Source organism: Pseudoalteromonas sp. US3C1004, assembly GCF_048401065.1.
GTDB classification, from domain to species: Bacteria; Pseudomonadota; Gammaproteobacteria; order Enterobacterales; family Alteromonadaceae; genus Pseudoalteromonas; species Pseudoalteromonas undina.
This window is the reverse complement of record NZ_CP183074.1, coordinates 101160-126162: the sequence shown is the minus strand read 5'-3', so window position 1 is coordinate 126162 and position 25003 is coordinate 101160. Positions and strand designations below refer to the sequence as shown.

General features: G+C 41.1%; 14 protein-coding genes. 8 read left to right on the top strand and 6 right to left on the bottom strand.

Annotation, left to right across the window (positions count from 1 at the left end; translation table 11 throughout):
* Positions 1 to 60 precede the first annotated feature (60 nt).
* Positions 61 to 1272: an aldose epimerase family protein gene (locus ACNSN3_RS16000; protein WP_054201315.1), complete on the top strand. Its 1212-nt coding sequence runs from the start codon at positions 61 to 63 to the stop codon at positions 1270 to 1272.
* A gap of 147 nt (positions 1273 to 1419) precedes the next feature.
* Positions 1420 to 3390, top strand: a complete 1971-nt coding sequence (locus tag ACNSN3_RS15995; protein ID WP_418609563.1) for a family 43 glycosylhydrolase — start codon at positions 1420 to 1422, stop codon at positions 3388 to 3390.
* Positions 3391 to 3463: 73 nt separating this feature from the next.
* Here ACNSN3_RS15995 and ACNSN3_RS15990 read toward each other — a convergent pair whose 3' ends face one another.
* The 4 genes from ACNSN3_RS15990 to ACNSN3_RS15975 form a co-directional block, all read right to left on the bottom strand.
* Positions 3464 to 5047, bottom strand: a complete 1584-nt coding sequence (locus ACNSN3_RS15990; protein ID WP_418609561.1) for a carboxylesterase/lipase family protein — start codon at positions 5045 to 5047, stop codon at positions 3464 to 3466.
* 2 nt (positions 5048 to 5049) lie between these two features.
* The gene (locus ACNSN3_RS15985; RefSeq protein WP_418609559.1) at positions 5050 to 5907 is read right to left on the bottom strand and encodes a chlorophyllase/cutinase-like alpha/beta fold protein; all 858 of its coding nucleotides are present in this window, start codon (positions 5905 to 5907) and stop codon (positions 5050 to 5052) included.
* Positions 5908 to 6054: 147 nt separating this feature from the next.
* Complete coding sequence (locus tag ACNSN3_RS15980; RefSeq protein ID WP_418609557.1) at positions 6055 to 9480, bottom strand: LamG-like jellyroll fold domain-containing protein; 3426 nt, start codon at positions 9478 to 9480, stop codon at positions 6055 to 6057.
* A gap of 372 nt (positions 9481 to 9852) precedes the next feature.
* Positions 9853 to 10812, bottom strand: coding sequence for a glycoside hydrolase family 43 protein (locus tag ACNSN3_RS15975; protein WP_054201310.1), 960 nt, complete (start codon positions 10810 to 10812; stop codon positions 9853 to 9855).
* 402 nt (positions 10813 to 11214) lie between these two features.
* On the opposite strand from ACNSN3_RS15975, the gene ACNSN3_RS15970 reads away from it, so the two are divergent.
* From ACNSN3_RS15970 to ACNSN3_RS15950, 5 genes are all read left to right on the top strand, one after another.
* Complete coding sequence (locus ACNSN3_RS15970) at positions 11215 to 14022, top strand: TonB-dependent receptor (protein ID WP_418609554.1); 2808 nt, start codon at positions 11215 to 11217, stop codon at positions 14020 to 14022.
* A 287-nt stretch (positions 14023 to 14309) separates the two neighbouring features.
* The gene (locus ACNSN3_RS15965; RefSeq protein WP_010389191.1) at positions 14310 to 15647 is read left to right on the top strand and encodes an MFS transporter; all 1338 of its coding nucleotides are present in this window, start codon (positions 14310 to 14312) and stop codon (positions 15645 to 15647) included.
* Positions 15648 to 15661: 14 nt separating this feature from the next.
* Positions 15662 to 16606: a glycoside hydrolase family 43 protein gene (locus ACNSN3_RS15960; RefSeq protein ID WP_418609552.1), complete on the top strand. Its 945-nt coding sequence runs from the start codon at positions 15662 to 15664 to the stop codon at positions 16604 to 16606.
* 22 nt (positions 16607 to 16628) lie between these two features.
* Entirely contained in the window at positions 16629 to 19076 is a 2448-nt protein-coding gene (locus ACNSN3_RS15955) for a beta-L-arabinofuranosidase domain-containing protein (RefSeq protein ID WP_418609549.1), read from the top strand.
* A gap of 10 nt (positions 19077 to 19086) precedes the next feature.
* Positions 19087 to 19518 (top strand): FKBP-type peptidyl-prolyl cis-trans isomerase, encoded by a 432-nt coding sequence (locus tag ACNSN3_RS15950; protein WP_418609547.1) that lies wholly within the window; start codon positions 19087 to 19089, stop codon positions 19516 to 19518.
* Positions 19519 to 19600: 82 nt separating this feature from the next.
* Here the strand turns inward: ACNSN3_RS15950 and ACNSN3_RS15945 are convergent, their stop codons facing one another.
* Positions 19601 to 20611, bottom strand: a complete 1011-nt coding sequence (locus ACNSN3_RS15945; protein ID WP_418609545.1) for an arabinan endo-1,5-alpha-L-arabinosidase — start codon at positions 20609 to 20611, stop codon at positions 19601 to 19603.
* 104 nt (positions 20612 to 20715) lie between these two features.
* On the opposite strand from ACNSN3_RS15945, the gene ACNSN3_RS15940 reads away from it, so the two are divergent.
* Positions 20716 to 21744 carry a family 43 glycosylhydrolase gene (locus tag ACNSN3_RS15940; RefSeq protein ID WP_010389186.1) on the top strand — a complete coding sequence of 343 codons (1029 nt, stop codon included), beginning with the start codon at positions 20716 to 20718 and terminating at the stop codon, positions 21742 to 21744.
* Between the two features lie 58 nt (positions 21745 to 21802).
* On the opposite strand, the gene ACNSN3_RS15935 is transcribed toward ACNSN3_RS15940, so the two are convergent.
* On the bottom strand, positions 21803 to 24967 hold the full coding sequence (locus ACNSN3_RS15935) for a glycoside hydrolase family 88 protein (protein WP_418609542.1): 3165 nt from the start codon (positions 24965 to 24967) through the stop codon (positions 21803 to 21805).
* Positions 24968 to 25003: the final 36 nt, after the last annotated feature.

Here is a 25003-nt window from a genome sequence, read left to right as displayed (position 1 = left end):
GCAATCACCTGTCAAATTGTATTATAAAAGTATAAATACAATTATAAAAAGGTTATTGGTATGTCATTGCAATGTGTAACTCAGCGCCTAACAGCGGTTCATCAGTCGTCAACATCGATTAAAAAATTATCTCGCGGTATCTTTGCAGTGGCAGTGTCTTTATCAATTGCCTTAACCCCCGCGTGTGCTCACCAAGGAGACAATATGACCAATTCACCTTCTGCATTACTGCGTGCTTACGGCAAGCTGGCAGATCAAACTCCGATCAACCAAGTAACTTTAACCAATAGTAATGGCGTGAGCGTTGATGTGATCAATTATGGTGGCATCATAACGCGCATCGAAACGCCAGACAGCAATGGCAACATGGGTAACATTGTATTAGGTATGGATAATTTAGAAGATTACACTAATGCAACTACTTACTTTGGCGCGATCATTGGTCGTTTTGGTAACCGTATTGCCAATGGCAAATTTAGCTTAAATGGCACAGACTATCAGCTAGCAACTAACGATGGTGCTAACCATTTACACGGCGGTGTACAAGGCTTTGATAAAAAAGTCTGGACTATGGCGCCATTTAGTACAGAAAACAGTGCGGGTGTAACACTTAAGCTTATAAGTCCTGATGGCGATCAAGGTTATCCAGGTACCTTGACCACGCAAGTAACTTATACGCTGACCAATAAAAATACCCTAAATATGCAATTTGTGGCAAAAACAGATAAGCCAACCATCATCAATATGACCCAGCACAGCTATTTTAACTTGGCGGGTAAGGGCGATATTCTCGATCATCAAATGCAAATCAACTCAAATGCAATTACCCCTGTGGATAGCGGTTTGATCCCAACAGGTGAGTTGATGCAAGTGGCGGGTACGCCATTTGATTTTAGAAATTCAAAAGCGATTGGCAAAGACATTAATATTGATGATGAGCAGCTTAAGCTTGGTAAAGGGTATGACCATAACTTTGTACTTAAAAACAAACCTAATCATGATTTGATTGAAGCCGCTAATGTGTATGAACCAAGCTCAGGGCGTACCTTGACTGTATATACCGAAGAGCCAGCGGTACAGTTTTACTCGGGCAACTTTTTAGATGGTAGCAGTAAACAAGCTTCAGGTTTAGTACATAAATTAAGAAGTGGTTTTTGTTTAGAGCCACAGCACTTTCCTGATGCGCCTAATCAGCCAAGATTCCCAAGCACGACATTGCTCCCAGGTGAGGTTTACTCAACTCGTATCGTGTATGAGTTTGGTACTAAGTAATAATCTTGCTCGATAAGCGTAGAGTGCCGTTTTTACACTGACGAACTCTATGCTACGGGCAACAACAGAAATCTAAAAAAGCAAAGCTTTCGAATCAAACCATCGCTCAATATGGATGGATAATAAAAATCAAGGGTGATAACAACAATGAATGCACAACATCACTTGCGCACTAAATTAAAGCGTACTGCTAAAGCAACAGGCCTTGTAGGTTTATTCGCTTTGTCTTTAAGCTCACTTAGTGGTTGTGAATCTACAACCCGCGCAGACACACAACAAACACAAGATGCAGCACCAATCGCGAACGCAAAAGCACCCACGCAAGATGATGGCGTGTTTACTAATCCATTATTTCCTAATAGTGCCGATCCATGGCTTGAGTACTGGGATGGTAACTATTACCTAACGACGACAACATGGACATCTGAATTGGTGATGCGTAAATCACCTACTTTAGCAGGACTTGCCGATGCAACCCCAGTAAATGTATGGTCAGCGACAGATCCTGCGCGTTGTTGTAACTTTTGGGCGTTTGAATTTCATCGTGTTAAAGGCCCTGAGGGCTACCGTTGGTACATGATGTATACAGCAGGGACTGATGGTACTTTAGATAACCAACATCTTAATGTATTAGAAAGTGCTGGTGACGACCCAATGGGCCCGTATGAGTACAAGGGCGCGCTCATGCCTTACGTATGGAATATTGATGGTAACTATTTAAGCTACAAAGATAAGCTGTATGTTATTTATTCACAGTGGCAGGGCGATCAACAGCTTAATATTATTGCTGAAATGGAAAACCCGTGGACGCTGAAAAAGAATTCACCGCACACGGTGATCACACGTCCTGAACTTGATTGGGAGATCAGCGGACGTAAGGTAACTGAAGGTGCTGAAATTCTGCAGCATAACGGTCGCACGTTTATGACTTACTCAGCAAGCTTTTGTAACACGCCAGACTACAAGTTAGGAATGTTAGAGCTCGTTGGTGATGATCCGCTAGATGCAAACAGCTGGAAGAAGTTTGACGAGCCGGTGTTTGAACGCACAGATGAAGTATTTGGGCCAGGTCATAATGGCTTTTTCACTTCGCCAGATGGCAGCGAAGATTGGTTGGTATACCACGGCAATGACTCAGTAGAACATGGTTGTAGTGCCACACGTTCTTTACGTGCGCAAAAATTTACTTGGAATGATGATGGCACGCCAAACTTTGCAAAACCTGTAACACCGGGTGTTGAAGTAGCTCCGCCATCAGGCGAATACGGACCACTGGTTACTCGTGTTCAAGGTCAGCGTTATAACCTAGTAAATGCAACTAGCGGTTTGTGTTTAGACATTGCAGCCGATCCTCAAGATGCGCGTGCTGTGCAACGTCAATGTGCTGCAACCAATGGTCAGTGGGTGATTGATGCCACTACAGATGGCTTTGTCCGTTTAGCAAATCGCGAAGACAGCAAGTTTTTAGAGTTGGCTAATTGCAGTGATGCTGATAATGCGAAAACACAATCTGCAGCGTGGCGTAATAACTTCTGTCAGCAATGGAAAGTCTCCCCAAGCACTGATGGAAATGTCACTATTACTAACCGTTACACTGAAAAACCATTAGCCGTAGCAGGGTGTTCAGGCGCACAAAATCAAGCAGTGTTACAGCAAGGCAAAGACACGGCATGTGGTGACTGGCAATTACAGCCAGTTGGCAGCGTGGCAGTAATGAGCCAACAAAGCGGTAAAGCGTTGAGTGTTGCTGGTACTGTTAAAGCAGGCACTAATGTTGAGCAACAAGCGTTTACTCATAGCGATGCCCAGCAGTGGTTTTTTGCACCAACAGATACTGGTTACGTTGCTTTAAAACAAGACCTTGAAAGTGGTTATTGCGCCGCGGTGGCAAACAATGCCTTAGTGCCCGGTGCCAATGTTGAAATGGCTGCGTGTGATAGTAAAACCGCACAATGGCGTATTGTCCCAGTGGATGGTGGCGGCGTAATGCTAATTAACCGTTATACAAAACAAGCGCTGGGTTTAAGTGATTGTGGTCTTGCAGATAAAACTAATTTTGCACAACAACCTGATTTAGGAAACAAGTGTCAGATTTTCCATCTTCGTGAACCTAACTAGTCACTAAACATGTTCGACTCTTACCAAGCCAAGCCACTACTTTGTTAGTGGCTTTTATTTGGTTTGCTGCAAATTAGTGAATTTTATTAGCCCATTTTTCACCAGCTGGTGTCCGGCGCCATTTAAAATACTCATCAAGTGTTTCTAAAGCTTGTTTGTCGGGTACAGGGCCTAATTTAGCTTGCTGTTGAAAATACATAGTACTTGGCTTTTCGTTATTAAACGCAGGCCAATGGGGCAGGGTATTGTCATTTGGGTTGCCATTTTTGGCAAAGTTAGTCCAATAGGTAGCCATTATTTGTGACATTTTTAAATCGTTTTTGGTTACATTAGGGTCTGACTTATTAAGGTTTTTAAACATATAGGCAATTTCATGGCCATGGCCAGCACCATGATCTTCATTTTTGGCGCCTTTTTCACGCTTTGGGTGATGGTCGAAGTAATAAAAGTATGCAGGGGCTTTACCATACTGACTTTGTAACTTAGCCCAACTCCATGTATGCCAACCAAATGCTGCATCGCGAACTAGATTTCGAGCACTGCGAGGAATGCTGTTTTTTGCAACAGGGTAAGCTTCAAGTAAGCTCGGTGCAAATTGACCAAAACGGGTTTTTACTCCATCAACAAAATTATTAACATCAGGGTCCCACACAAAGCTGACGCCTTCATCGGAATTATAGCCAACTAAGGCTGGGACATCATTAAACTTGCCTTGTTGATAGAGTTTATATTGGTCACCTTTGATCACATAACCGTCAACGATAGGCCAGCCACCAGGCAGTGACCATCCTTTTGGAATAAAGGTGTCTGCGCTCATTTTACGCAGCTGTGCAATGGAGGTTGTGCCAAACTGTTTTACATAGTCGAAACCTTCTGCTTGAGCCTGCTCTAAGGTCGACATGTTTTCACCAGGGTAGTTTTTAATGCGAGTAGGGCCAAATGAACCGCCACTTTGCGAAATAACTTTGTTAAATAGACCACTTGCTAACGGTGACGCTGCAAGCATACTCACTGATATACCGCCCGCGGATTCACCCGCAATAGTGACATTGTTAGCATCACCACCAAAATAGCTGATATTGTTTTTAAGCCACTTTAAGGCGGCTATTTGATCGAGCAAACCATAATTACTCGACACCCCAGCTGGGCTTTCTTTATTAAGTTCCGGATGGGCTAAAAAACCTAATTGACCGACACGATAGGCGATAGACACTACGATAACGCCTTTATTCGCAAGTTCACTACCATCAAAAATAGGATCGGATGAACTGCCAAAACTAAAGCCTCCCCCGTAAATCCAAACTAATACAGGGAGCTTGTCTTTATCAGATTGTGCTGGCGTCCAAATATTTAAATATAAACTATCTTCGCTGATCCCAGATACAGGGTCACCAGCTTGAATTGGGGCGGGTGCATATGCTTGTGCTTTAAGGACCCCTTGCCATTTTTCTGCTGGTTGTGGGGCTTTCCAGCGAAGCTCGCCTACGGGGGGCTTGGCAAACGGCACACCTTTAAAAATAGCCAGGTTTTGCTGAGCTGTGCCTTGTAGTTTACCTTGTGTCACATTCACTTGGGTTAGCGGCTCTGCGTGAACAGTGACCGTTGTTGCAGTAAATAATGCTGCCCATAAAAACCGCTTAAGTGTTGCTGTGTTCATAATCATTCCTTTTCAAATTGCTTTGCTTTTATATCCCAACTGACAAAATCAGCGGTTTGGCCCTGTAAAAATAACTCTGTATTGCTTTGTTTATCTTTTAATTGCCAATCCAACCATTTAATCGCTAACTTTGAGAACGACCCACCAAACGGCTGTTCAAACGTACCAGAGTGTCCAGCTGTTTTATGATTAGCAAACACAATAGGCACATGATTTATGCGTTGATAATCAAGCTTGGCATTGTCAGTGGCAATATCAGTGGGTCCACCAACAAGGTAGATAACAGGCGCATGCAAGTTTTGCAGTGACTTAACATCAGCGTTTGCCATGGTCATATCACCAATACCTGAATTAAACATTAAATAACTGCTGACCCTTTTATCTGCCCCTGTGGCAAGTAGTTGCGCGCCGCCACATGATTGGCCTGCAATAGCGATTTTCTCAAGATTTGCGCTTTGGTAAAATTCACTCAGCGGATTTGCAGATTGCGCTGTGATCCAATCAATCGCGTGAGGGATCATGCTATTACTGGCTTTATTTAAGGGCCTGTCATCAAGGCTTTTTTGCATTTTTCCTAATGCAATCAATAAGTAACCATGCGAGGCAATGTCTGAGAGCATATGCTCAAAGGGATATGATGTATCCATACAGCCGCCATTAGCAAAGACTACAACGGGTAATTTTATTGACTGATTTAACTCGTTCGGGCGGTATATAACATAGTTACCTAACGAGGTTTCAGTGGCTGCAATGGCGCTAAATAGGCCACTGCCACCTTGATCTATCACTTTAAAGTCGGCTGTTTTAGCAAAGCCAAGTGAGGGTATCAAGCATAGTAAGGTGATTAAAAGACGTTGCATAGCTCCTTCCTTAGTTAATATTGTATTATAAATACCACTGTATATGATGTTGTGTTTGTTGAAAATAAAAAGTTAAAAAAAAGCCAGACTCTCGTCTGGCTTTTTATGACAACAAACTATTGGGTAAGGCAGCTCACCCTAAATAGCTTACTCTTGTGCAGTAGCTGCATCGTAGAGTGCTTTGATTGCGTCAGCATCGATTGCGCCGTTAAATACTTTTAACTCATCAACCGCGCCGTTGTATGGTGTATCCCAGTAGTTTACACCTAACGCAAATTCATTGGTTTCGCCCTCAACAGTAAACACGCGAGGGAAGCCACCTGCTTCAATTTTAAGCTCACCGTTTAAATACATCTTCAAGGTGTCACCGTTGGTTCCGTCAACAGTGAAGGCAACATGTGACCACTCTTTGGCTGGCAGTCGCATGCCTAAATCACCATTATCAAAAAACGCACCGCCGCCATTTGCCCAAAGGCGAGTCGTATTCGAATCAACCATCGAAGGCACTAGACTTATCCAAGATGCCGAGCTTGCACCTGCAAAAAATGCAGTGGTGTAATCTGAGAACGTTTCCGGCTTTAACCACATAGACACAGAGTAATCATTGGTAGTGATCAAGTTATTTGGTAAACGAACCCCTGAACCTTGTAGGAATACTGCTTGGCCTTTAATACCTTCAACAAAAGTGACGTTACCGCCAGTGTTATCAATACGGTCGCCAGTAGGCTTGGCGTTTGCGTAAGCTGCTTTAAGTTCAGCTAAGTCGCCTTCAAAACTATATTCTGCAGGGGCAAGTGATTTAACGGTAACTTCAAAAGTTTTGGTATCGGTAAAGTCTTTATAGTTAATTGTTGCAGTTAAAGTAACAACTTGGTCACCCGTATTGGCGCTTGGCTGATTAACAACGGCAGTGCCATTAACCGGTTTTAAGAACTCCTCATTATTTGATGTCCAGCTAATCCCTGACACAAATGGCCCAACACGAGGCAATTCAAAGCTTTCACGTATGGCAGTCACATCACCTAAATCAAGTGCATCCGTAATGAAGGTTTCAAACTTAGTAGGATCAGTTAGGTTATTTATCGCTGCACCATTGATATCTAAGCTGTTTAATGCGTAATCATAGACAATAAATTCATCGATTTGACCTTGGAATGGTGTATCCCAGCCAAAATTTACACCCAGTGCAAATTTAGCTGTATCAGCACTAAACATATCAGGGCGTGGCATTGAGCCAACAAGTGAGCCGTTAGAGTAGTATTTCATTGTGCCATTGGCATAATTAATAGTGACATGGTTCCATTCACCTGGCGTGGCACCTTGAGTCATCTCAATTTGATTCCACTGCTCAACCTCTGGTTCAACTAGGTAGCGACTCCATAAAATTGTATTTGTGGTGAAATGAGGCGCGCCCCCCGGGATATAACTTACCCAGCGATCAGCGTTTTCAGCGGCAAAAAAGGCAGGGCTATAGCCAGTTACAACGTCAGGTTTAGACCAAAATGAAACTGTGTAGCTATCTGAGTTGATTATGTCATCAGGTAAACGAACACCGGTTGCACCATCAAAGTTAAATGCTTGGCCTGTTTGACCGGCAGTATAGGCCGGCGTACCAACACCTGTATTGTCCAAGTTGTTATCAGTGGTCATGGCATCAGCAAGGTTGCTTAAATTATCTGTTAAGCCGTTTTCAAAGCTATAGTGCGCAATCGCATTTTTAAATACGGGGCGCGCTTTTAGATTCACATTGAACGTTTTGGTGATAGTTTCACCATTAAGTGACATATTAGCGGTTAATGTAACTGCTTGATCGCCCCGATCAGGGGTGGGAATAAATACGGAGCCATTTGCATCAATGTAATATTCATTACTTGATTCCCAGCGAATAGTCGTACCCGCTTTCCCTTTGGTTGGCAATGAACAACCTTCATCATCAATTGTCAGCTCAGTTTTTATATCCAGTGCATCGCTCACGGTTGCTAGAACACTGGCAGTTTCATCAATTTCCGCTACTTTACTGCCCCAGACTGTGGTGTTTTCTAGTGATACTGCAGAGAAAGTAACCACTAAGTCTTGCTTTCCATCATCCCATTGCCATTTAGCCACACCGTAGTAAGTGCCAGACTCAAGTTCAAGTTTAACGCTTGAATCATCAACCATGTACCAAATACCAGTTTCATCACCTGTTACTGAATGATCGGCATTTAAAGCAATGTGCGTAGAGCGCACTGCGCTGGTATTAACATCAGTCCCATGGTTTATAAATTTGTAGTAACCGTATAGTTGCTCAGCCACCACTAAATTATCACCCTCTAGAGGCACATAACGTTGCGGTGAGGTTACCGGCCAACCGGTTGAATTAATGAACATCTCATGCACGCGAACTTGGTGAGCTTCACTCGCTGTTGGAAACGGTGTAGAGGTTTGTGGGAAACGCGTGTGGGTAATCAATAAGTGACGGCCAGTCGCTTCGTCGTAATGGGCAGAGTTATGGCCCGGTGATTGATAACCCCATGCTGGTGAGGTTTCCCCTAGCTCTTGGGTGTATTCAAAGCCACCTAATAGTTTTTCACCAATCTCTAAACCACCAACAGCGGCAATATCATTGCCTGCGGTATCTAAGTATGGGCCATCCGGAGTTTTTGAACGTGCTACACGAATGTTATAGCCACCGTTTACATCAAAACCAGCTACTGAGTAAAATAAATAATAGTAGTCACTTTCAGTGCTATACATAGCAAAGGCGCCTTCAATAGCTCTAAAGTCACCACCCACCAAATGTTTACCATAGCCTTGCTCAGCATCTGGCGTACCCGTTTCTTCATCCATTGCCAGTACAAAGATACCGCCAGAATATGAACCATAAACCATCCATAATTGGCCATCTTTATCATAAAAGGCAGCTGGGTCAATGGCATTCGGGTCAACGGCGCCATTCCACGTTGTTTGGCCGTTATCAAGAGGGTACTGTGCAAACTCTTCATCGTTGCGATAGCCACTGCGTAAAAATACGCCTTTATTTTTATATGGACCTTCAATATTATCAGCTTCTGCAAGGCCTAAGTATGAGCGGTTCCAGCATACTTCATCGACTACATCGGGTGTGTCAGGATTATCTTGAGCGCAATGGTTATAGTAAAACCAAAACTTGCCATTGGGTGCTTTAACAACATCAGCAGCCCAGTTACCAGTAAAGCCATCTGTCCATTGAATACCCTCTGCAATTTCGCTCGTGTAATTAAAGTCAAAAAGCGGGCTTTCATTCACGGCTTCATTAGCGGAAAGGCTTGAAATCATTTCCCAGTTTAATAAGTCTGTTGATTTTGCTGCCGCTAAATGCGAACCAAAAATGTAATAAGTACCGTCAGTTTCAATGACTGATGGATCGTGCACACCAACATAAGTAACCGCCACATTACCTCGTTCATTGTATTTAACACTATCACTGACAGTTGGTTTGGTACTTTGTGGCTGGGCAACTGCTGGTGATGACTCAAGCTTAGTGCCTTCCTCGGAGCATGCTGTAACAGCTAAAGCGCAGGTGATCACCATCGCTAATTTGGTTAGTTTCATTTTTGTGTGTCCTCTTTATATCGAGATATTGTTGTTATTTAATTATGTGTTCAATGAATGCCAGAGTCTGAAATGCAAACTAAAATGCTATTATAATTTTATAGTACAATTTTAACTGTGCAAGTTTATTACATGAGTAAATTTCTTGTTAATTGCGTTGCGTGTCTAACTTGTTAATTTATAAGTTATTTTATTTTTTTTAGGTAGGTTGGATAAATATTTAGCTGACTAAAGAAAGCAGTGATTAACATAAAATAGATACAAGGGTTATTTTATGATGTTATTTTTAAATAGTTGAAGATTTTGATTCTGACAGATTTAAGTGAGGAGCATTTATGGTTTAAAAATGCTCCTACACGAGTTATGTGCTAGCTAGTTTTGGCTTTCAATCCCTTCGGATGTCATTATTACGCGTTTTAATGAACCATCTTTATTGTAATATAGCGGGTCTATTGCCACCGAGCGGCGAAAGCGTCCGCCACTGGGCTTACCGTCTTTTGGTGGTACTGCGCCAGTGTGATAAATAAAGTAACTTTTACCTTTAAATTCTATAATTGACTGATGATTAGTTTCACTGTTTCCTGCAATTTCATTTAAAATGCCTTTATATTCCCATGGACCATGAACACTTTTACTCATGGCATAACAGATTTTTTCAGGGAACTCGCATGCATAAGAAACATAATAGTATTCATCTTTCTTATGAACCCACAGTGCTTCGGTAAAGTTTGGTAAATCAATGGTTTTAATTTCACCATCGAGATGAAGTAAGTCATCACTAAGTTTTACATATTTAGGTATTAAGTTGCCAAAAAATAGGTAGGTATCACCGTTCTCTTCTTCATAGATAGCCGGATCAATATCATCCCAATCATTAGGAGTGTGTTTAGTCATGTCATCGGTAACAAGAGCGTGACCGATAGCATCTTTAAATGGGCCTGTGGGTGACTTTGATGTTGCAACACCAATAGCAAAACCGGGTTTAGTATCATCATGGCGCACAGTGGTGAAAAAATAAAAGGTACCGTTGCGCTCGATCATATGCGATGCCCATGCCTCTCCTTTCGCCCATTTAAAGTCAGTAGCTTTCATAATTGGGCCGTGTTTTTTCCAATTCATCATATCGGTTGAGGAAAATGCGAGCCAGTCATGCATTTCAAAAAAAACATCGTTGTTAGGAGCTTCATCGTGGCCAGTATAAAGATAAACCGTGTTGTTGTGTACAAGTGCAGCAGGATCAGCAGTAAATATATCTTTGAAAAGTGGATTTTGTGCAATAGCCAAGCTACTCGAAAGTAATAAAGGCACAGTAAGGTATTTTAAATTAAACATTAGTTCTCCCCATGGGTAGTAATGTAGTGAACAAAAGATGCTTTAAAAATTACAAGTATAATAACAAAAGTCAATAATTTGTATTATTATATTTTCATTGTGAAAATATAGAGTGCTATCTAGTTTTTATTTTAAATTCATTATTATCAGTGCTTTGCCTTTTAAATCTAAATGTAGTTAATGGGGGAATTAGTTTTATGCTGCTTATTTTTAATTCAAAAATTATATTGACTGTTAAATAATCATACAATACTATTAAATTGAGGCAGCAATTAATTAACATATCAACACAATACACAAATCAATATTCTCAACTGACAACAAGCATATTGAAGTGGTAAACCAGAGACAGAAGCACCTAATTAATCTGTCAATATAACTATAATTTGGAGAGCACCGCTAATGTTAAAAAGAACACACATAGCTAGCGCAATTTTAATGGCAATATCGACTCAATTTGCCTATGCACAACAAGAGCAAACACAAGCTCAAAAAGTAGATGCCGATGCAATAGAGGTTATTGAGGTATCGGGAATACGTGGAAGTTTAAATAAAGGTTTGAACATTAAGCGACAGTCATTACAAGTTGTTGATGCGATTGTTGCCGAAGATATAGGTAAGTTTCCAGATAACAACGTTGTTGAGGCGCTACAACGGGTAACAGGCATACAGGTTACCGACCGTGGTGCTGGCGAGGTAAACACAGTATCTATCCGAGGTTTGACGGACGTGACAACAACGGTCAATGGTCGACAAGTATTTACAGCTTCAGGTCGTAATGTAGCGCTTGCAGATATTCCAGCAGCTTTATTAGAAAGTGTTGATGTATTCAAAACGCGTTCCGCTTCGCAAGTAGGTAGTGGTATTGCAGGTCAAATTGATATCAAAACTCAGCGTCCATTTAACTTTGATGGTTCAAAAGTAGTTGTTTCTGCTCGGGGAGTTTACCAAGACCAAGTAGAAGATGTTGATCCAATTTTATCTGCACTGGCGAGTAATCGCTGGGAGTCAAGCATGGGGGAGTTTGGTGCGTTGATCAACCTCTCATATGCTGAAACAAATTATCGTGACCAAAATATGGCCGCAGGTGCAATGGTACCATTTATGACTCTTAATCCGGCTACAGGGTTTGCGCCGTTCGAACGAATTCAGGTTAAAGATGGGCGTGTAAGTGAAAACCCTATTTGGCAACCAGGGCTCGAGAATGGCTTACCATATCAATCTGGCTCAACGCTTGATGTTAATGGTGTGCCAACTGAATATTATCTGTCACGCGATGCCGTTTTTTCTAATGACTTAACTGGTAAGCGTGAACGCCCAGCAGCTAACCTTTCATTGCAATGGCGCCCTAATAGCGACTCACAATATACATTTGAAGCATTTTATAATGGTTTCCGCAATGAATCATTTAATTCACTTAGTTTTACTTTTGTCGATTTTTGGGGGCAGGCTGACAACATGGCTCCACCAGTAACGTTTGATGGCACTAATGTTATAAAAGAGCGTTATGTTGATGTGCCCTATGGCTTCAATAGTGGTGATTTAACTGTAAGTCAAACAGACAGCTACGTGTTTGCATTAGGTGGAGAATGGACTATTAATGATAACTTTAATTTGTCTTCTGAAGTTTATTATCAGAATAGTAAGTTTGAAACTGAGTTTTTAGCAATGCGAAGTGAACGTGTTGCCTATGGTTTAAATGTTGATTTCAATGATAAGGATGGCATGCCGGGACTAGAATACTTAGATAACCCTGCGACATCCGTTAATGAAGCTGATTTAACCGATACCTCTCAATGGAATGTTGCTCAACTGTATGATAATGGTGGTAATCGCAAAGGTGATTCATTAACGTTTACATTAGATGGTGAACTGTTTGTCAATACTTATGGTTTTGATGAAGTGAACTTTGGTATTAAGTACGATAGTAAAGGAGCTTCAGAAGCGTCACGAGAATCTAGATTTGACGTAGATATTCTTGGGCAATCCTTTTCATCACTGGACGAGAGTTTAGCTTCAGTAAATGAAGATTTTTTTGATAGCAAAGCAAACTGGCCATCATCTTGGGTTGCACCAAGTGGTCACTATATTCATGCTAATCGTGGCTATTTCCGTGAACTATACGGCATAAAACCTGAAAGTTTATTACTAGAAAAAACATTCGATGTTGAGGAGAAGTCTTACGCGGCTTATATTCAAGGTAATTTTTCAAGCACATTATTTGGTCGTGAAATTGATGGCCAAGTAGGTCTTCGCTACGAAAATGCTAAAGTAGATATGACCTTCTTTGATATTGATCAAAACCCTACCGCTGTTAGTTCGGCAGAAAATAGTTCATCGGCTTGGTTACCTAGCTTTGTTGTCCGTTACCATTTAAGCGAGGATTTACTTGCCCGTGCAGCCTACACTCAGACTATTCGTCGCCCTGAGTTTTCACAGCTAAATTCGTTTATATATTATACTGAAGATGTAACGGATATTGGTTATGGGACTGCAAATGGGGGAAATCCAAGTATAGAGCCCGTTGAATCGAAAAACTATGATTTAACATTAGAGTGGTATTTTGCAGAAGCAAGTTCACTCTATGGGACATTATTTAAGCGCGATATTGAAGGGTTTGTTTACGGCTCTAACCGTATTATTCAATATCAAGGCCCAGATGCGACTGAACCTGAGGATTATATCCTTACTCAACCAGATAATTCGTCAAATGGAACATTGAATGGTTTAGAATTAGGTCTTGTGTATTTCCCTGACAACTTGCCTGATTGGTTAATGGGTGCAGGTGTTCAAGCGAGTGCTACCCTACTTGATTCAAAACAAGACTTACCAAAGTATAATGATGTAGGTGAGTTAGTTGGTACAGATTCGCGTGATATGTTTGGTGTGTCTGAATTATCTTACTCAACAGTTCTCATTTATGAACGTGAAGACTTTGATATACGTTTGGCCTATCTATGGCGTGATGATTTCTTAAATAGTTACGAGGCAGCACAGTTTGCTAACCCGCTGGGTATATACCGTAGCCCTGAGAAGAGCTTAGATTTTCAGATAAGCTATGATGTTACAGAAGATCTGATGGTGACATTTGATGGTACTAACTTAACACAAGAGACGTATCAAAGTTATTACGAGTACCCAACTACTCATAATTCAAATAATGCACTATATAGCCGCACGTTTGCATTAGGTGTGCGTTACTCTTTCTAATAATCTACTTAAATTAAAGCCTCAGACTACCTGAGGCTTTTTTATTGTGAAGGTAGTACGTTTAATTCCCACCTTATCTTTACGAAAATAGTTGCATGCTAATTAGTATGATAATACTATTTATGTTATTAGCATTAAGTTTACAAAAATAACGAATTCAATGAACATCACAATGCTTTGCAATCGAAATTAGATTCGATACTTGTATAACATATTAATAATGATGGTCTTTTTTCTTTTTTAAATATGTTGCTTTATATAACATATTTTAAAAATCAGGTAGTTGTATGGAAAATCAAAAGTTATCAGTTGTTGAAAAAGTCGGTTTTGGTGCCGGTGATATGGCAGTAAACGTTATGGTTGCTGCATTATTTTATTTTATGTCGTTTTTCTACACCGACATTTATGGTCTTGACCCTGTTGATATGGGGATTTTATTTTTAGTTGCACGTTTTGTTGATGCGTTTACTGACCCATTAATGGGCGTGATTACCGATAAAGTAAAAACACGCTGGGGGCAGTTCCGCCATTGGTTCTTATTTTTATCTGTGCCCTATGGGATTTCAATCGTTCTACTATTTACCACGCCAGATTTTGATTACAACATGAAGTTGGTATGGGCTTATCTTACCTATTTATTTGCCACCTTAATGTTTACTGGTGTGGCTATTCCTTATATTTCATATATCGGTGTATTAACCGCAGATCCAAAAGAGCGATTATCCGCAAACGGATACCGAATGTTTTTTGCCAAAATAGCGAATGTAGTTATTGTGTTTTCAGTTCCCTTACTAGCGTCTTTGTGGGGCGGTGGCGATATTGCTCATGGTTATAAACTGGCAATGATTTTAGTGTCCACTTGTGGTGTAGCATTGTTTCTATTTTGTTTTTTTACTACTCGTGAACGTATTACTCATGAACCTCAGACAGAAAGCATCGCAACACAATTTAAAACATTATTGAAAAACGATCAGTGGTTATTATTATGTGCTGCATGCGTGCTCGGTACTTTAGGTTACGCAATTCGTGGCAGTGTCGCTATGTATTATGCAACTTATTATTTAGGTGAACCAAGTCTTGCTGGAGCGTTTACCAGTGCTGGTATTGCCGCATCAATTGTATCTATGATCGCTAGTACATGGATCACCCAACGCTATTGTAAAATGAAGCTATTTCGTCAATCACAAATCGCGGTGTTATTCATATCTGTTGTAATGTATTTTGCTGTGCAACCTGGAGATGTATATCTTGCCTTCTTTTTATACATTATTCTTTCCTTTGTGGTTGATTTACACGCCCCTGTGTTTTGGTCAGCCATAGCTGAAGCCGTTGATTATGGTGAAATTAAAGACGGTGTACGTGCCTCAGGATTATCGTTTGGTGGCATCTCATTTTGCCAAAAAGCGGGTGGCGGGTTAGCAGGTCTTGCCGGTGGTTTACTATTAGCATTTTTTGAATACAAACCAAATGTTGAGCAAACAGAATTCACCTTGATGGGTCTTGCTTTAATGCTGACTGTTATTCCAGGAGTATTTCATGCATTGCTGGGCTTTATATTAAAGAAATACAAAATTACAGATCAATATTATACCGACATGGTTAAAAACCAACGGTTACCAGAATAATTTTAGGAGCATTTATGTCAACTTTACCTAAGCCTTTGATCCCACAACGTGCTGACCCATATATTCATAAGCACACAGATGGTTATTATTATTTTACCGCGTCTGTTCCTGCCTATGATGGCATTGAACTACGTCGTGCAAAGACGCTTGAAGGACTTGCAACGGCAACACCAAAAATGGTCTGGATGAAGCCACAAACAGGTCCGTACTCGGAGCTTATTTGGGCACCTGAGATCCATTTTAATGATGGCGCTTGGTATGTTTATTTTGCCGCAGCACCGAGTCGTGAAATTAAGCACGATTTATTTCAACACCGTATGTATGCAATTAGCTGTAAAGATGCGGATCCGATTGAAGGCGAGTGGCAGTTTTGCGGTCAAATTGAAACCCCATGGGATACTTTTTGTTTAGATGCCACGACTTTTTATCATAATGATGAGCTTTATTATTGTTGGGCACAAAAAGAACCAGGTGTAAAAGGTAACTCAAATCTGTACTTGGCAAAAATGTCATCACCAATAGAGATCTCTGGCGAAATCACGCGTTTAACCATCCCTGAACTTGATTGGGAAATAATTGGTTTTTGGGTGAATGAAGGCCCTAACGTACTTAAACGTAACGGTAAAATATTCTTAACGTATTCAGCCAGTGCCACCGATGAAAACTATGCTATGGGCTTGCTATATGCGGACCTAGATAGTGATTTATTAGATATAAATAGCTGGACTAAAGTACTAGAGCCGGTATTTCGTAGTAATGAGCCTAAGTCGATGTTTGGCCCCGGGCATAACAGTTTTACGCAAGATGAAAATGGTAATGACGTACTGGTTTATCACTGTCGTCAATATACTGAAATTGAAGGTGACCCACTGTGGAATCCAGATCGTCATACCTTCACAAAATCATTAAATTGGGATGATAACGGTATGCCTGTTTTTGGTAAACCTGGCGAACGATAAAAATAACAAAAGGACTCTGTGTATGTTTGATTTAGCAGCAAAAAAATTACCACACGTTATTAGTTTTTCACTTGCGGTAATGTTGTTATCGGCTTGCAGCGAACACCCAAATACAGATGATAAAACTGTTAATACGCATCATACACAGAGCACACCACAACAACTTTTTGCACTTGAGCAAGTTAGCTTAAGTGCAAGCCCGTTTTTACATGCCCAGCAAACTAACGTTCGTTATTTATTGGCATTGCACCCAGATCAATTATTAGCTCCTTACTTACGTGAAGCTGGTATCGAGCCCAAAGCGTCATCTTATGGTAATTGGGAAGACTCGGGACTTGATGGTCACATTGGCGGTCATTATTTATCGGCGTTAAGCCTTGCGTGGGCTGCAACTGGCGATGAAGAACTAAAGCGCCGTTTAGATTACATGTTAAATGAGCTACAACGCGCCCAACAGGTTAATGACGGTTATTTAGGAGGCATACCAAATGGTCAAGCAATGTGGCAACAAATTCATGATGGTAATATTAAAGCCGATTTATTTAGTTTAAATGATCGTTGGGTGCCACTTTATAACATAGACAAAATTTTTCATGGTCTGCGTGATGCTTATTTGATTGCAGGCAGTGAGCAAGCAAAAACAATGCTGTTTGGTTTAGGCGAATGGTTTTTAAACTTAACCTCTAAGTTAAGCGATGAACAAATTCAACAGATGCTATATTCAGAATACGGTGGTTTAAATGCGGTATTTGCTGATATGGCTACTATCGGTAATGATAAACGTTACTTAAAACTAGCACGTCAATTTACTCACCATAGCATTGTCGATCCGCTGTTAAAAAAACAAGATAAGCTAACTGGCTTACATGCTAATACCCAAATTCCAAAAATTATTGGTATGTTGAAGGTCGCTGAGGCCAGTGATGATGAAGCGTGGCAACAAGGCGCAGATTATTTTTGGCAAACAGTGACTAAAGAGCGCTCAGTGGCTATTGGTGGTAACAGTGTACGTGAGCATTTTCACGACAAAAAAGACTTTACCGCGATGGTTGAAGATGTTGAAGGCCCGGAAACCTGTAACACGTATAACATGATGAAACTCAGCAAGCTGCTGTTTCTGAAAACCGCGGACACTCGCTATTTAGAATACTACGAGCGCGCAACCTATAACCATATTTTATCGTCGCAACATCCTGAGCACGGTGGGCTTGTGTACTTTACGCCGATGCGTCCTGGGCACTATCGTATGTATTCATCGGTACAAGATTCAATGTGGTGTTGTGTCGGTTCGGGTATCGAAAATCATAGTAAATATGGTGAGCTGATCTACAGTAAAAATGACGATAACTTATGGGTAAATCTATTTATTTCAAGTACGCTTGATTGGCAGCAACAAGGCTTAAAAGTAACTCAACAAAGCCATTTTCCTGATGCTAATAATGTTACATTGGTTTTCAATACATTAGATAAAAAGGATAATTCACCAGCGCAGTTGCATATTCGTAAGCCAAGTTGGATCACGGGTGATTTACAGTTTAAGCTTAATGGCAAACCTATAAATGCCACTGCAGAGCAGGGTTATTACGCAATAAAACATGATTGGCATGATGGCGATAAACTCGCTTTTTCCTTAACCCCAAAGCTGTACACAGAGCAACTGCCGGATGGCCAAGATTACTATGCGGTATTGTATGGTCCTGTGGTAATGGCAACCAAAGTACAAGCGTTTAAAAACGAGCAGTTGAATTTTGTGGCAGACAACAGCCGCATGGGTCATATTGCAGCAGGGCCTACCTGTCCATCCGAAGCACTTCCTATCATGCTCAGTGAACCTGAGCAGTTTATTGCTGATTTAAAGCGAGCGCCTAGCGCTGAACTTGCATTTACCACAGATAAAAATGTCGCAATAGCCCAGCAGGGTATAGGGAGTACACAAACAACTCAGTTAATTCCGTTCTTTAGGCTTCATGATAGTCGCTATCAAGTTTACTGGCCGCAGCAAAGTGAAGCCGAATTTACTCAGTTCGTGAAAGATTCAAAAGCTGCTGAACAAGCAAAAGAGCAATTACGATTATTGACGGTTGACCAAATTACACCGGGTGAACAACAGCCTGAAGTAGAGCATGACTTTAAAGGCGAAAACACCCGCGCAGGCGTAAATAATGGCCACCATTGGCGTGATGCAACAGGTTGGTTTGAATACACATTAGCCAACCCAGAACAGCAAGCAGTGGCATTGCGTATTCGTTATTTTAATGCTGATGTAGGCCGTAAGTTTACCATCACTATTAATGGTGAGGTGTTGGCAAAAGTAAGTTTGCCGACTCAACAAACTGATACAGAATTTTATAGCATTGATTACCCGTTAACCGATGTAATGCAACAAGCATCATCGTTAACACTGCGTTTTAGCGCCGAGCAAGGCTCTATTGCTGGTGGTATTTACGGTATTCGCTTAATTAATAAGTAGCAGAGTGAGCATGACTTTACACCATACCCAGAGTAAGCACTCAAAAGTGAGTGAACGACGCTACCCACTTGCTGAGCAATATATCACGCAGCCTGGCGTGCACGTCACAGGTTCTGGTTTAATGTATCGTGTAATTGAGCTTGGCAGTGGTGAACCACCTTCATGGGATGCCACTGTTAAGGTGCAGCAGCGCGTGATGACTGCAACAGGGCATGTGCTTTATGATACGCGGCAAATCGAGCAATTGGCAGAGTATGAAATAGCAGAAGCGATAGAAGGTTTGCAAGAAGCACTCATGCTGATGCCGAAAGGCAGCCGTTACGAGCTTTTGATTTTACCGCATCTTGCCTACGATATTTACAGTGTGGCACTTAACGAGTCATTAGCGGCCAGTAGTGAACAGCTTATTTTTATGGATATTACTCTAATCGATTTTAATTAAGATACAAATTGAGTATTAAATTAAAGTATAAAAAAACCTGCAATTTGCAGGTTTTTTTAGTTTCATTATTTATACTGTTGCATTACTTCTCAATCAGCTTAGTGGTGCGCTTGTTTAGATCTTTGCTATCAACTACTGGCCAGTTATCGTCCCAAGTCATCGGTAGGATACGTAATTTTTGTAAGCCGTTATCAGCGCTTTCATAGGCATGAAGTACTAAATAGTCTTTTCCATCAAAGGTGTAGGCGGCATTATGGCCAAGTGCTGCCCAGTCTTTATTACCTTCGATCACCAGTGAACCACCGCCATTATTTAAGTCTCGACCTTCTTTATCAAGGTAAGGGCCTTCTACATTCTTACTGCGCCCTACACGAACATTATAAGTACTGTCTAAACCTTGGCAGCATTTATCAAACGATACAAATAAATAGTAATAGCCATTCTTTTTAAAGATATACGGCGCTTCTACAGGGCCGTGTTCAGTGTTAGGGCGGGCTGAAATGCTATGCCATTCTTGCGGTTGAGCAAGTCGTACCATATCATCATCAAGTTTTACTAATTTAAGGCCACCCCAAAACGAACCAAAACTCATCCACGGCGTGCCGTTGTCATCTTCAACAATAGCAGGGTCAATCGCGTTCCAGTTATCACGCTCAGGCACAGACTGTATAACTATACCGTGATCTATCCATTTATAATCGGGTGATTTAGGGTCTAGAGTTTCGTTAACCGTTACACCAATCGCAGAGGTGTTTTTACCAAACGCAGACACAGAATAATAAAGATAAAATTTGCCATCTTTTTGGTATACATCCGGCGCCCAAAGGTGGCCACCAAAGTCACTGGCAATGCGTTTTGCCCAGCTTGGCTCATCTTTAAATACGCGGCCAGTAAGCTGCCAATTTTTCATGTCTTTTGATTCGTAATAAGTGATCCCCATACCCGTGCTAAAGACGTAATAGGTATCGCCTTCTTTAGTCATTACAGGGTCGTGTACTTCAACTTGTTTAGCCATGGAATTACTTGCTAAACAAAGTAATGTACTTGCACCGAGCAGTTTACATGTATGAGCGAACTTTTTTGCGCGTTTCATAGTTGCCTACCTTTTTTATTTTATTCATTACACTTATTCAGCTACTATAATATAAGTAATACAATATTAACAATGGAAATTAAACTATAAAAATAGGAAATACCATGGCCAAGAATCTGATTGCCACTGCAATGGTAAGCGTACTTAGTATGTCATGCTTTTACAGTGTTGCAGAGGCAAATAATAATCCAACATTGATGCCAATTGATAACCCAATTGTTTTGCAACGCGCTGATCCTTGGTTGGTCCGCGATGAAAAAACCGGTTGTTATACCTTTATTGGTACATCCCCTAAATTTGATGAAATAGAGCTTCGTCAAGCGTGCCGAATTAATGACTTGAAACTAGCAGAGCCAAAAGTGATTTGGCATAAAAATGAAAAAGGCCCAATGAGTACCAATATTTGGGCACCAGAGCTACATAAAGTTGATGGCAGTTGGTATATTCATTTTGCAGCGGGTGATGTAGAAAAGCCGTTTAGTATCCGCATGTATGTGCTTAAAAATGACAGTAAAAACCCGATGAACGGCCAATGGCAAGAAATGGGTCAGTTAAAAACCCACCTTGATAGTTTTTCATTGGACGCTACAACATTTAGCCATAAAGGTAAGCGTTATTTAGTGTGGGCACAGCAAAACCAACCCGCAACGTATAACTCCGCATTGTGGGTTGCACAAATGGATTCACCAACATCGATAAAAGAGCCAATAGTTAATATTTCAGAGCCAACACTTGATTGGGAATTACAAGGCTATAAGGTGAATGAAGGAGCCGCAGTGATGGTCCGTGAGGGAAAAGTACTACTTACGTATTCTGCCAGTGCGACTGATCATCGATATGCAATGGGCTTGTTATGGGCCGATGCAGATGCCGATTTACTCGACCCAGCAAGCTGGCATAAGAGGCAGCAGCCAATTTTTGCTAGTAACGAAAAAGTAGGGCGCTTTGGTCCAGGTCACAATAGTTTTGTAAAAGCAGAGGACGGTGTTACAGACTTATTAATTTACCACAGCCGTGATTATAAAGAGCTTAAAGGAACACCGTTAACAGATCCAAATCGCCATGCTCGAGCGCGTATAATAAAGTGGGATGACCAAGGATTTCCTATTCTTTCGCCAGAGTTTCCGGACTAACTATAGAGCTGATAATAAAAAAGGAGCCTGTTGCTCCTTTTTAATGAACTAGGGCTGATTACTCAACCACAATCCCAACAGCGTCTAAGTAGTAGTCAGTCCAGCTATTATATTGTCCTTGTAACCACATAATGACTTTATGTTTGTCGGAATTGACTATCATAGGGCGTAAATTTTCATTGTTTTTATCATGCGTTAACTGTTCCCATTGAATACTTTTAGTATCATCATCAAGCCCAATGTGTGCGCTAAATATTTGATGCGGCATTGCTAAAGACTCACCCGTAGTCGGATTCACATTACTTGAAATAACCACATGAGTAGGGTCGCTAGGATCCACAGTGATTAAGCCTGTATAACTGGCCTCACGGTCATATAAACGGCTTCCTGCAAACGCAACTTCACGGTCATGCCATTTTTTGCCATCCCAAGATGCAATACGATAACGCTGATCTAGATTATTTAAGTAATAAGTATAAGCAACGTGTGGGTAGCCTTTATCATCAAAAGCCACTGAGCTTGTCCATGCACTTTTTTCAACACTTAAATCAACGCCACGGAAGTTGCCGCCGCCACCTTGAAATAATTTCTCTGCTTCAGATGGTTTTAATGGCCCATCCTTTTTAAGGTTTTTAATTAATGTGCCATCCACGTTATAGAAATTACCTTTTCTAAACTCAGAATAATAAATGCTGTTACCAAAGTCGCGAGGGTGGGCATCAGTGAATGACAAACCTATTGTGTCTTTGCTATTCCCTGCATAGCGTGCATACGGTCTTTGTACGCCAGGGACTTCATTTTGAATTAGATGAACATGTTCATCGCTCCAGGTAGCACCATCGTCTTTTGATGTAACATACGTTGGATTCCAATCAATACCGCGATAAAGGTTATAAAGTGTTCCTTCATCGGGTAAGTCGTATAAGTTCATGTAGGTTACGTTGGCAGGACTTTGTATCGTTTTCTCTTCGCCCCAACTTAAAAAATTGTCAGAATTTGAAATACGGTAGTAATGTACTTTTTCACTATTATGACGTGCGTAAACGCTTAATACACTGCCATCAGGACGCGCATAAAATACCGGTGAGTTATGATCATCATGGTCAAATTTAGTTTTTAATGTGGTACGACCGAGTAGTTGCTTTTTATCAAGGTCGTAGACACCTACCGCAGCGTCACCCACACCATTGCCAGCAACGCTACCGATAATTAATTTACCGTTTTGGATAATGGCGCGGGGATCTTGAAACCAACACCACCCTGCATTATGCATTAACGTTTGAATTGTATTGTGAGCGACGTGTTTTTTTGGTTTTTCATCTTCAAGTAGTTTATACACTTCACTACCGGCTGCTAAAAATGCCCCAACACCATACACTTCAGTGTAATCTGGAAATGAATCTCCAGGAGCTGCGCCTACAGGTTGTACGAAGGCTAGCATGCCATCATCGGTAACTGAACCTGAAATCGCACGCCATGCTTTCATTAATGCAGGGCGATACGTTTCTTTATCAAGGTAGCCATTATTGATACCCCATGCTAAACCAAATGCGTAGAATGATGTACCACTGGTTTCTTTGATGGGATAACCTTGTGTACCACCAAGTAAACCCATAGACCATGTGCCATCTTCACGTTGTATTTCAATTAAACGTGCGGCCATCTTTTTATATAAATTAATGTAAAAGTCACGTTTTTCCCAAGTCACTGGTAAGTCCGGAATCATCAGTGCTAATCCACCAAATACCCAGCCATTGCCACGAGCCCAAAAAACGTCTTCGCCATTTTTTTCGTGTTTATCAAAGAAACTAGAATCACGCCAAAATAGCTGACCTTTCTTACTCCACAATAGGTCGTATGTTGCTTTATACTCTTGGTGCATAAAGTCTAAATACTTTTCTTCACCGGTAATTTTAGCTAAACGTGCCCATACAGGCGGTGCCATAAATAATGCATCACACCAGCCCCAACGATCATGGGCATGGGTATTTTCAGCAAGCCAATCAAGAGTGCCGGTTTTTGGGTGAGCCAAAATCCAGTCAAATTGCTTACGGGTGGGTTCGAGCATTTTTGGCTGATGGAAGTCTTCGTATAAAGACAGATAAAATTGACCTACCGTGTGATCATCGGCATGATAAGGGCGTTGGTGTAGAGCCCAGTCATTTCGCTGACCAATTTCCATTAAAAAGTTTGTATATTTATCATCATCAGCAATTTTACGCCATTCGTTCATACCCGCGTAAAGGGCACCATGATGCCACTCTAAATCATGATATTGTTCGCGATTCATCCACTGGGGTGGTTTGCGTGGTAGTGCGCGGTATTTACCTTCTTCTGCAAAATTTGCAATTTGCCAGTCTGCTACTTTTTGCGTTAGTGACTTTACAGATTCTGCGGTTACTTGTGTGTTTTTATCTTTGGCTAAATAGTTACTCGCATAATCTTGCCATTGTTTGGAGGTTGTTATGTCACCCGCTTTAGACCAAGCAAACCCTCCATAATAGGTAATTTCACCCGCTTTATTCGTCTGCGCAACAAGCAGAGCATGCGAGCGATCTTTCTTATCACTTTGTTGTAAAATATAGTGAGTGTGGGTAAATTTAGGCAATAAAACAGATGTGCCTACTTGGCTGCCATCAATAGTTTCCCATGTTGTTATTGCATCACCTTCAGAGTTGACATGTGTCTGTGCTTTACCATCATGGGTAGTGACCCCCACAGCAACTTTAAGCTGTATGGGTTTACCATTGTGTGTAAATTGACTTTGTACTTTATAAAATTGGCTACCTTTTTCCAGTGTGTAGCGTTTTTTCTCGGTGATGTCTTGATCGGTATACTGGTAAGTGAGCTCAAAAACGACTTTATCAGCGGTTTTTTCTATTATTGAATAATCAGTATACACATTGGGCTGTATCAGTCTGTCGCTCTTATCGGCATTTTCATCCCATAAGGCCATTGAGCCGCAGCCTAATGAATTACCAACATGATAAGGGTCGTAACCTTCACCATGATCTGCATGATAAGAGATACCTTCTCGTTCTCCTTCATACCATTTATTAATAATTGGGTAATCAACGCGTTTAAGCCAGCAGTCAGTGCCACTATTTTCTACCGAATCTTTTAAAGCAGGCCCATAAACGCGAAATGCAACCTTGTCATTTTCAAATGCAAAGTCGTCCATACGCTCAGGAACAAAGCGTGCTTCTACGCTTTTTTGGGGCATTATTGAGGAGCAGCTACTGAGTAATACTAGAGAACT

What these genes read in the sequence shown, in the direction of transcription:
- ACNSN3_RS16000 (WP_054201315.1), top strand. Translation starts at nt 61, where the DNA reads ATGTCATTGCAATGTGTAACTCAGCGCCTAACAGCGGTTCATCAGTCG.
- ACNSN3_RS15995 (WP_418609563.1), top strand. Translation starts at nt 1,420, where the DNA reads ATGAATGCACAACATCACTTGCGCACTAAATTAAAGCGTACTGCTAAA.
- ACNSN3_RS15990 (WP_418609561.1), bottom strand. Translation starts at nt 5,047, where the DNA reads ATGAACACAGCAACACTTAAGCGGTTTTTATGGGCAGCATTATTTACT.
- ACNSN3_RS15985 (WP_418609559.1), bottom strand. Translation starts at nt 5,907, where the DNA reads ATGCAACGTCTTTTAATCACCTTACTATGCTTGATACCCTCACTTGGC.
- ACNSN3_RS15980 (WP_418609557.1), bottom strand. Translation starts at nt 9,480, where the DNA reads ATGAAACTAACCAAATTAGCGATGGTGATCACCTGCGCTTTAGCTGTT.
- ACNSN3_RS15975 (WP_054201310.1), bottom strand. Translation starts at nt 10,812, where the DNA reads ATGTTTAATTTAAAATACCTTACTGTGCCTTTATTACTTTCGAGTAGC.
- ACNSN3_RS15970 (WP_418609554.1), top strand. Translation starts at nt 11,215, where the DNA reads ATGTTAAAAAGAACACACATAGCTAGCGCAATTTTAATGGCAATATCG.
- ACNSN3_RS15965 (WP_010389191.1), top strand. Translation starts at nt 14,310, where the DNA reads ATGGAAAATCAAAAGTTATCAGTTGTTGAAAAAGTCGGTTTTGGTGCC.
- ACNSN3_RS15960 (WP_418609552.1), top strand. Translation starts at nt 15,662, where the DNA reads ATGTCAACTTTACCTAAGCCTTTGATCCCACAACGTGCTGACCCATAT.
- ACNSN3_RS15955 (WP_418609549.1), top strand. Translation starts at nt 16,629, where the DNA reads ATGTTTGATTTAGCAGCAAAAAAATTACCACACGTTATTAGTTTTTCA.
- ACNSN3_RS15950 (WP_418609547.1), top strand. Translation starts at nt 19,087, where the DNA reads ATGACTTTACACCATACCCAGAGTAAGCACTCAAAAGTGAGTGAACGA.
- ACNSN3_RS15945 (WP_418609545.1), bottom strand. Translation starts at nt 20,611, where the DNA reads ATGAAACGCGCAAAAAAGTTCGCTCATACATGTAAACTGCTCGGTGCA.
- ACNSN3_RS15940 (WP_010389186.1), top strand. Translation starts at nt 20,716, where the DNA reads ATGGCCAAGAATCTGATTGCCACTGCAATGGTAAGCGTACTTAGTATG.
- ACNSN3_RS15935 (WP_418609542.1), bottom strand. Translation starts at nt 24,967, where the DNA reads ATGCCCCAAAAAAGCGTAGAAGCACGCTTTGTTCCTGAGCGTATGGAC.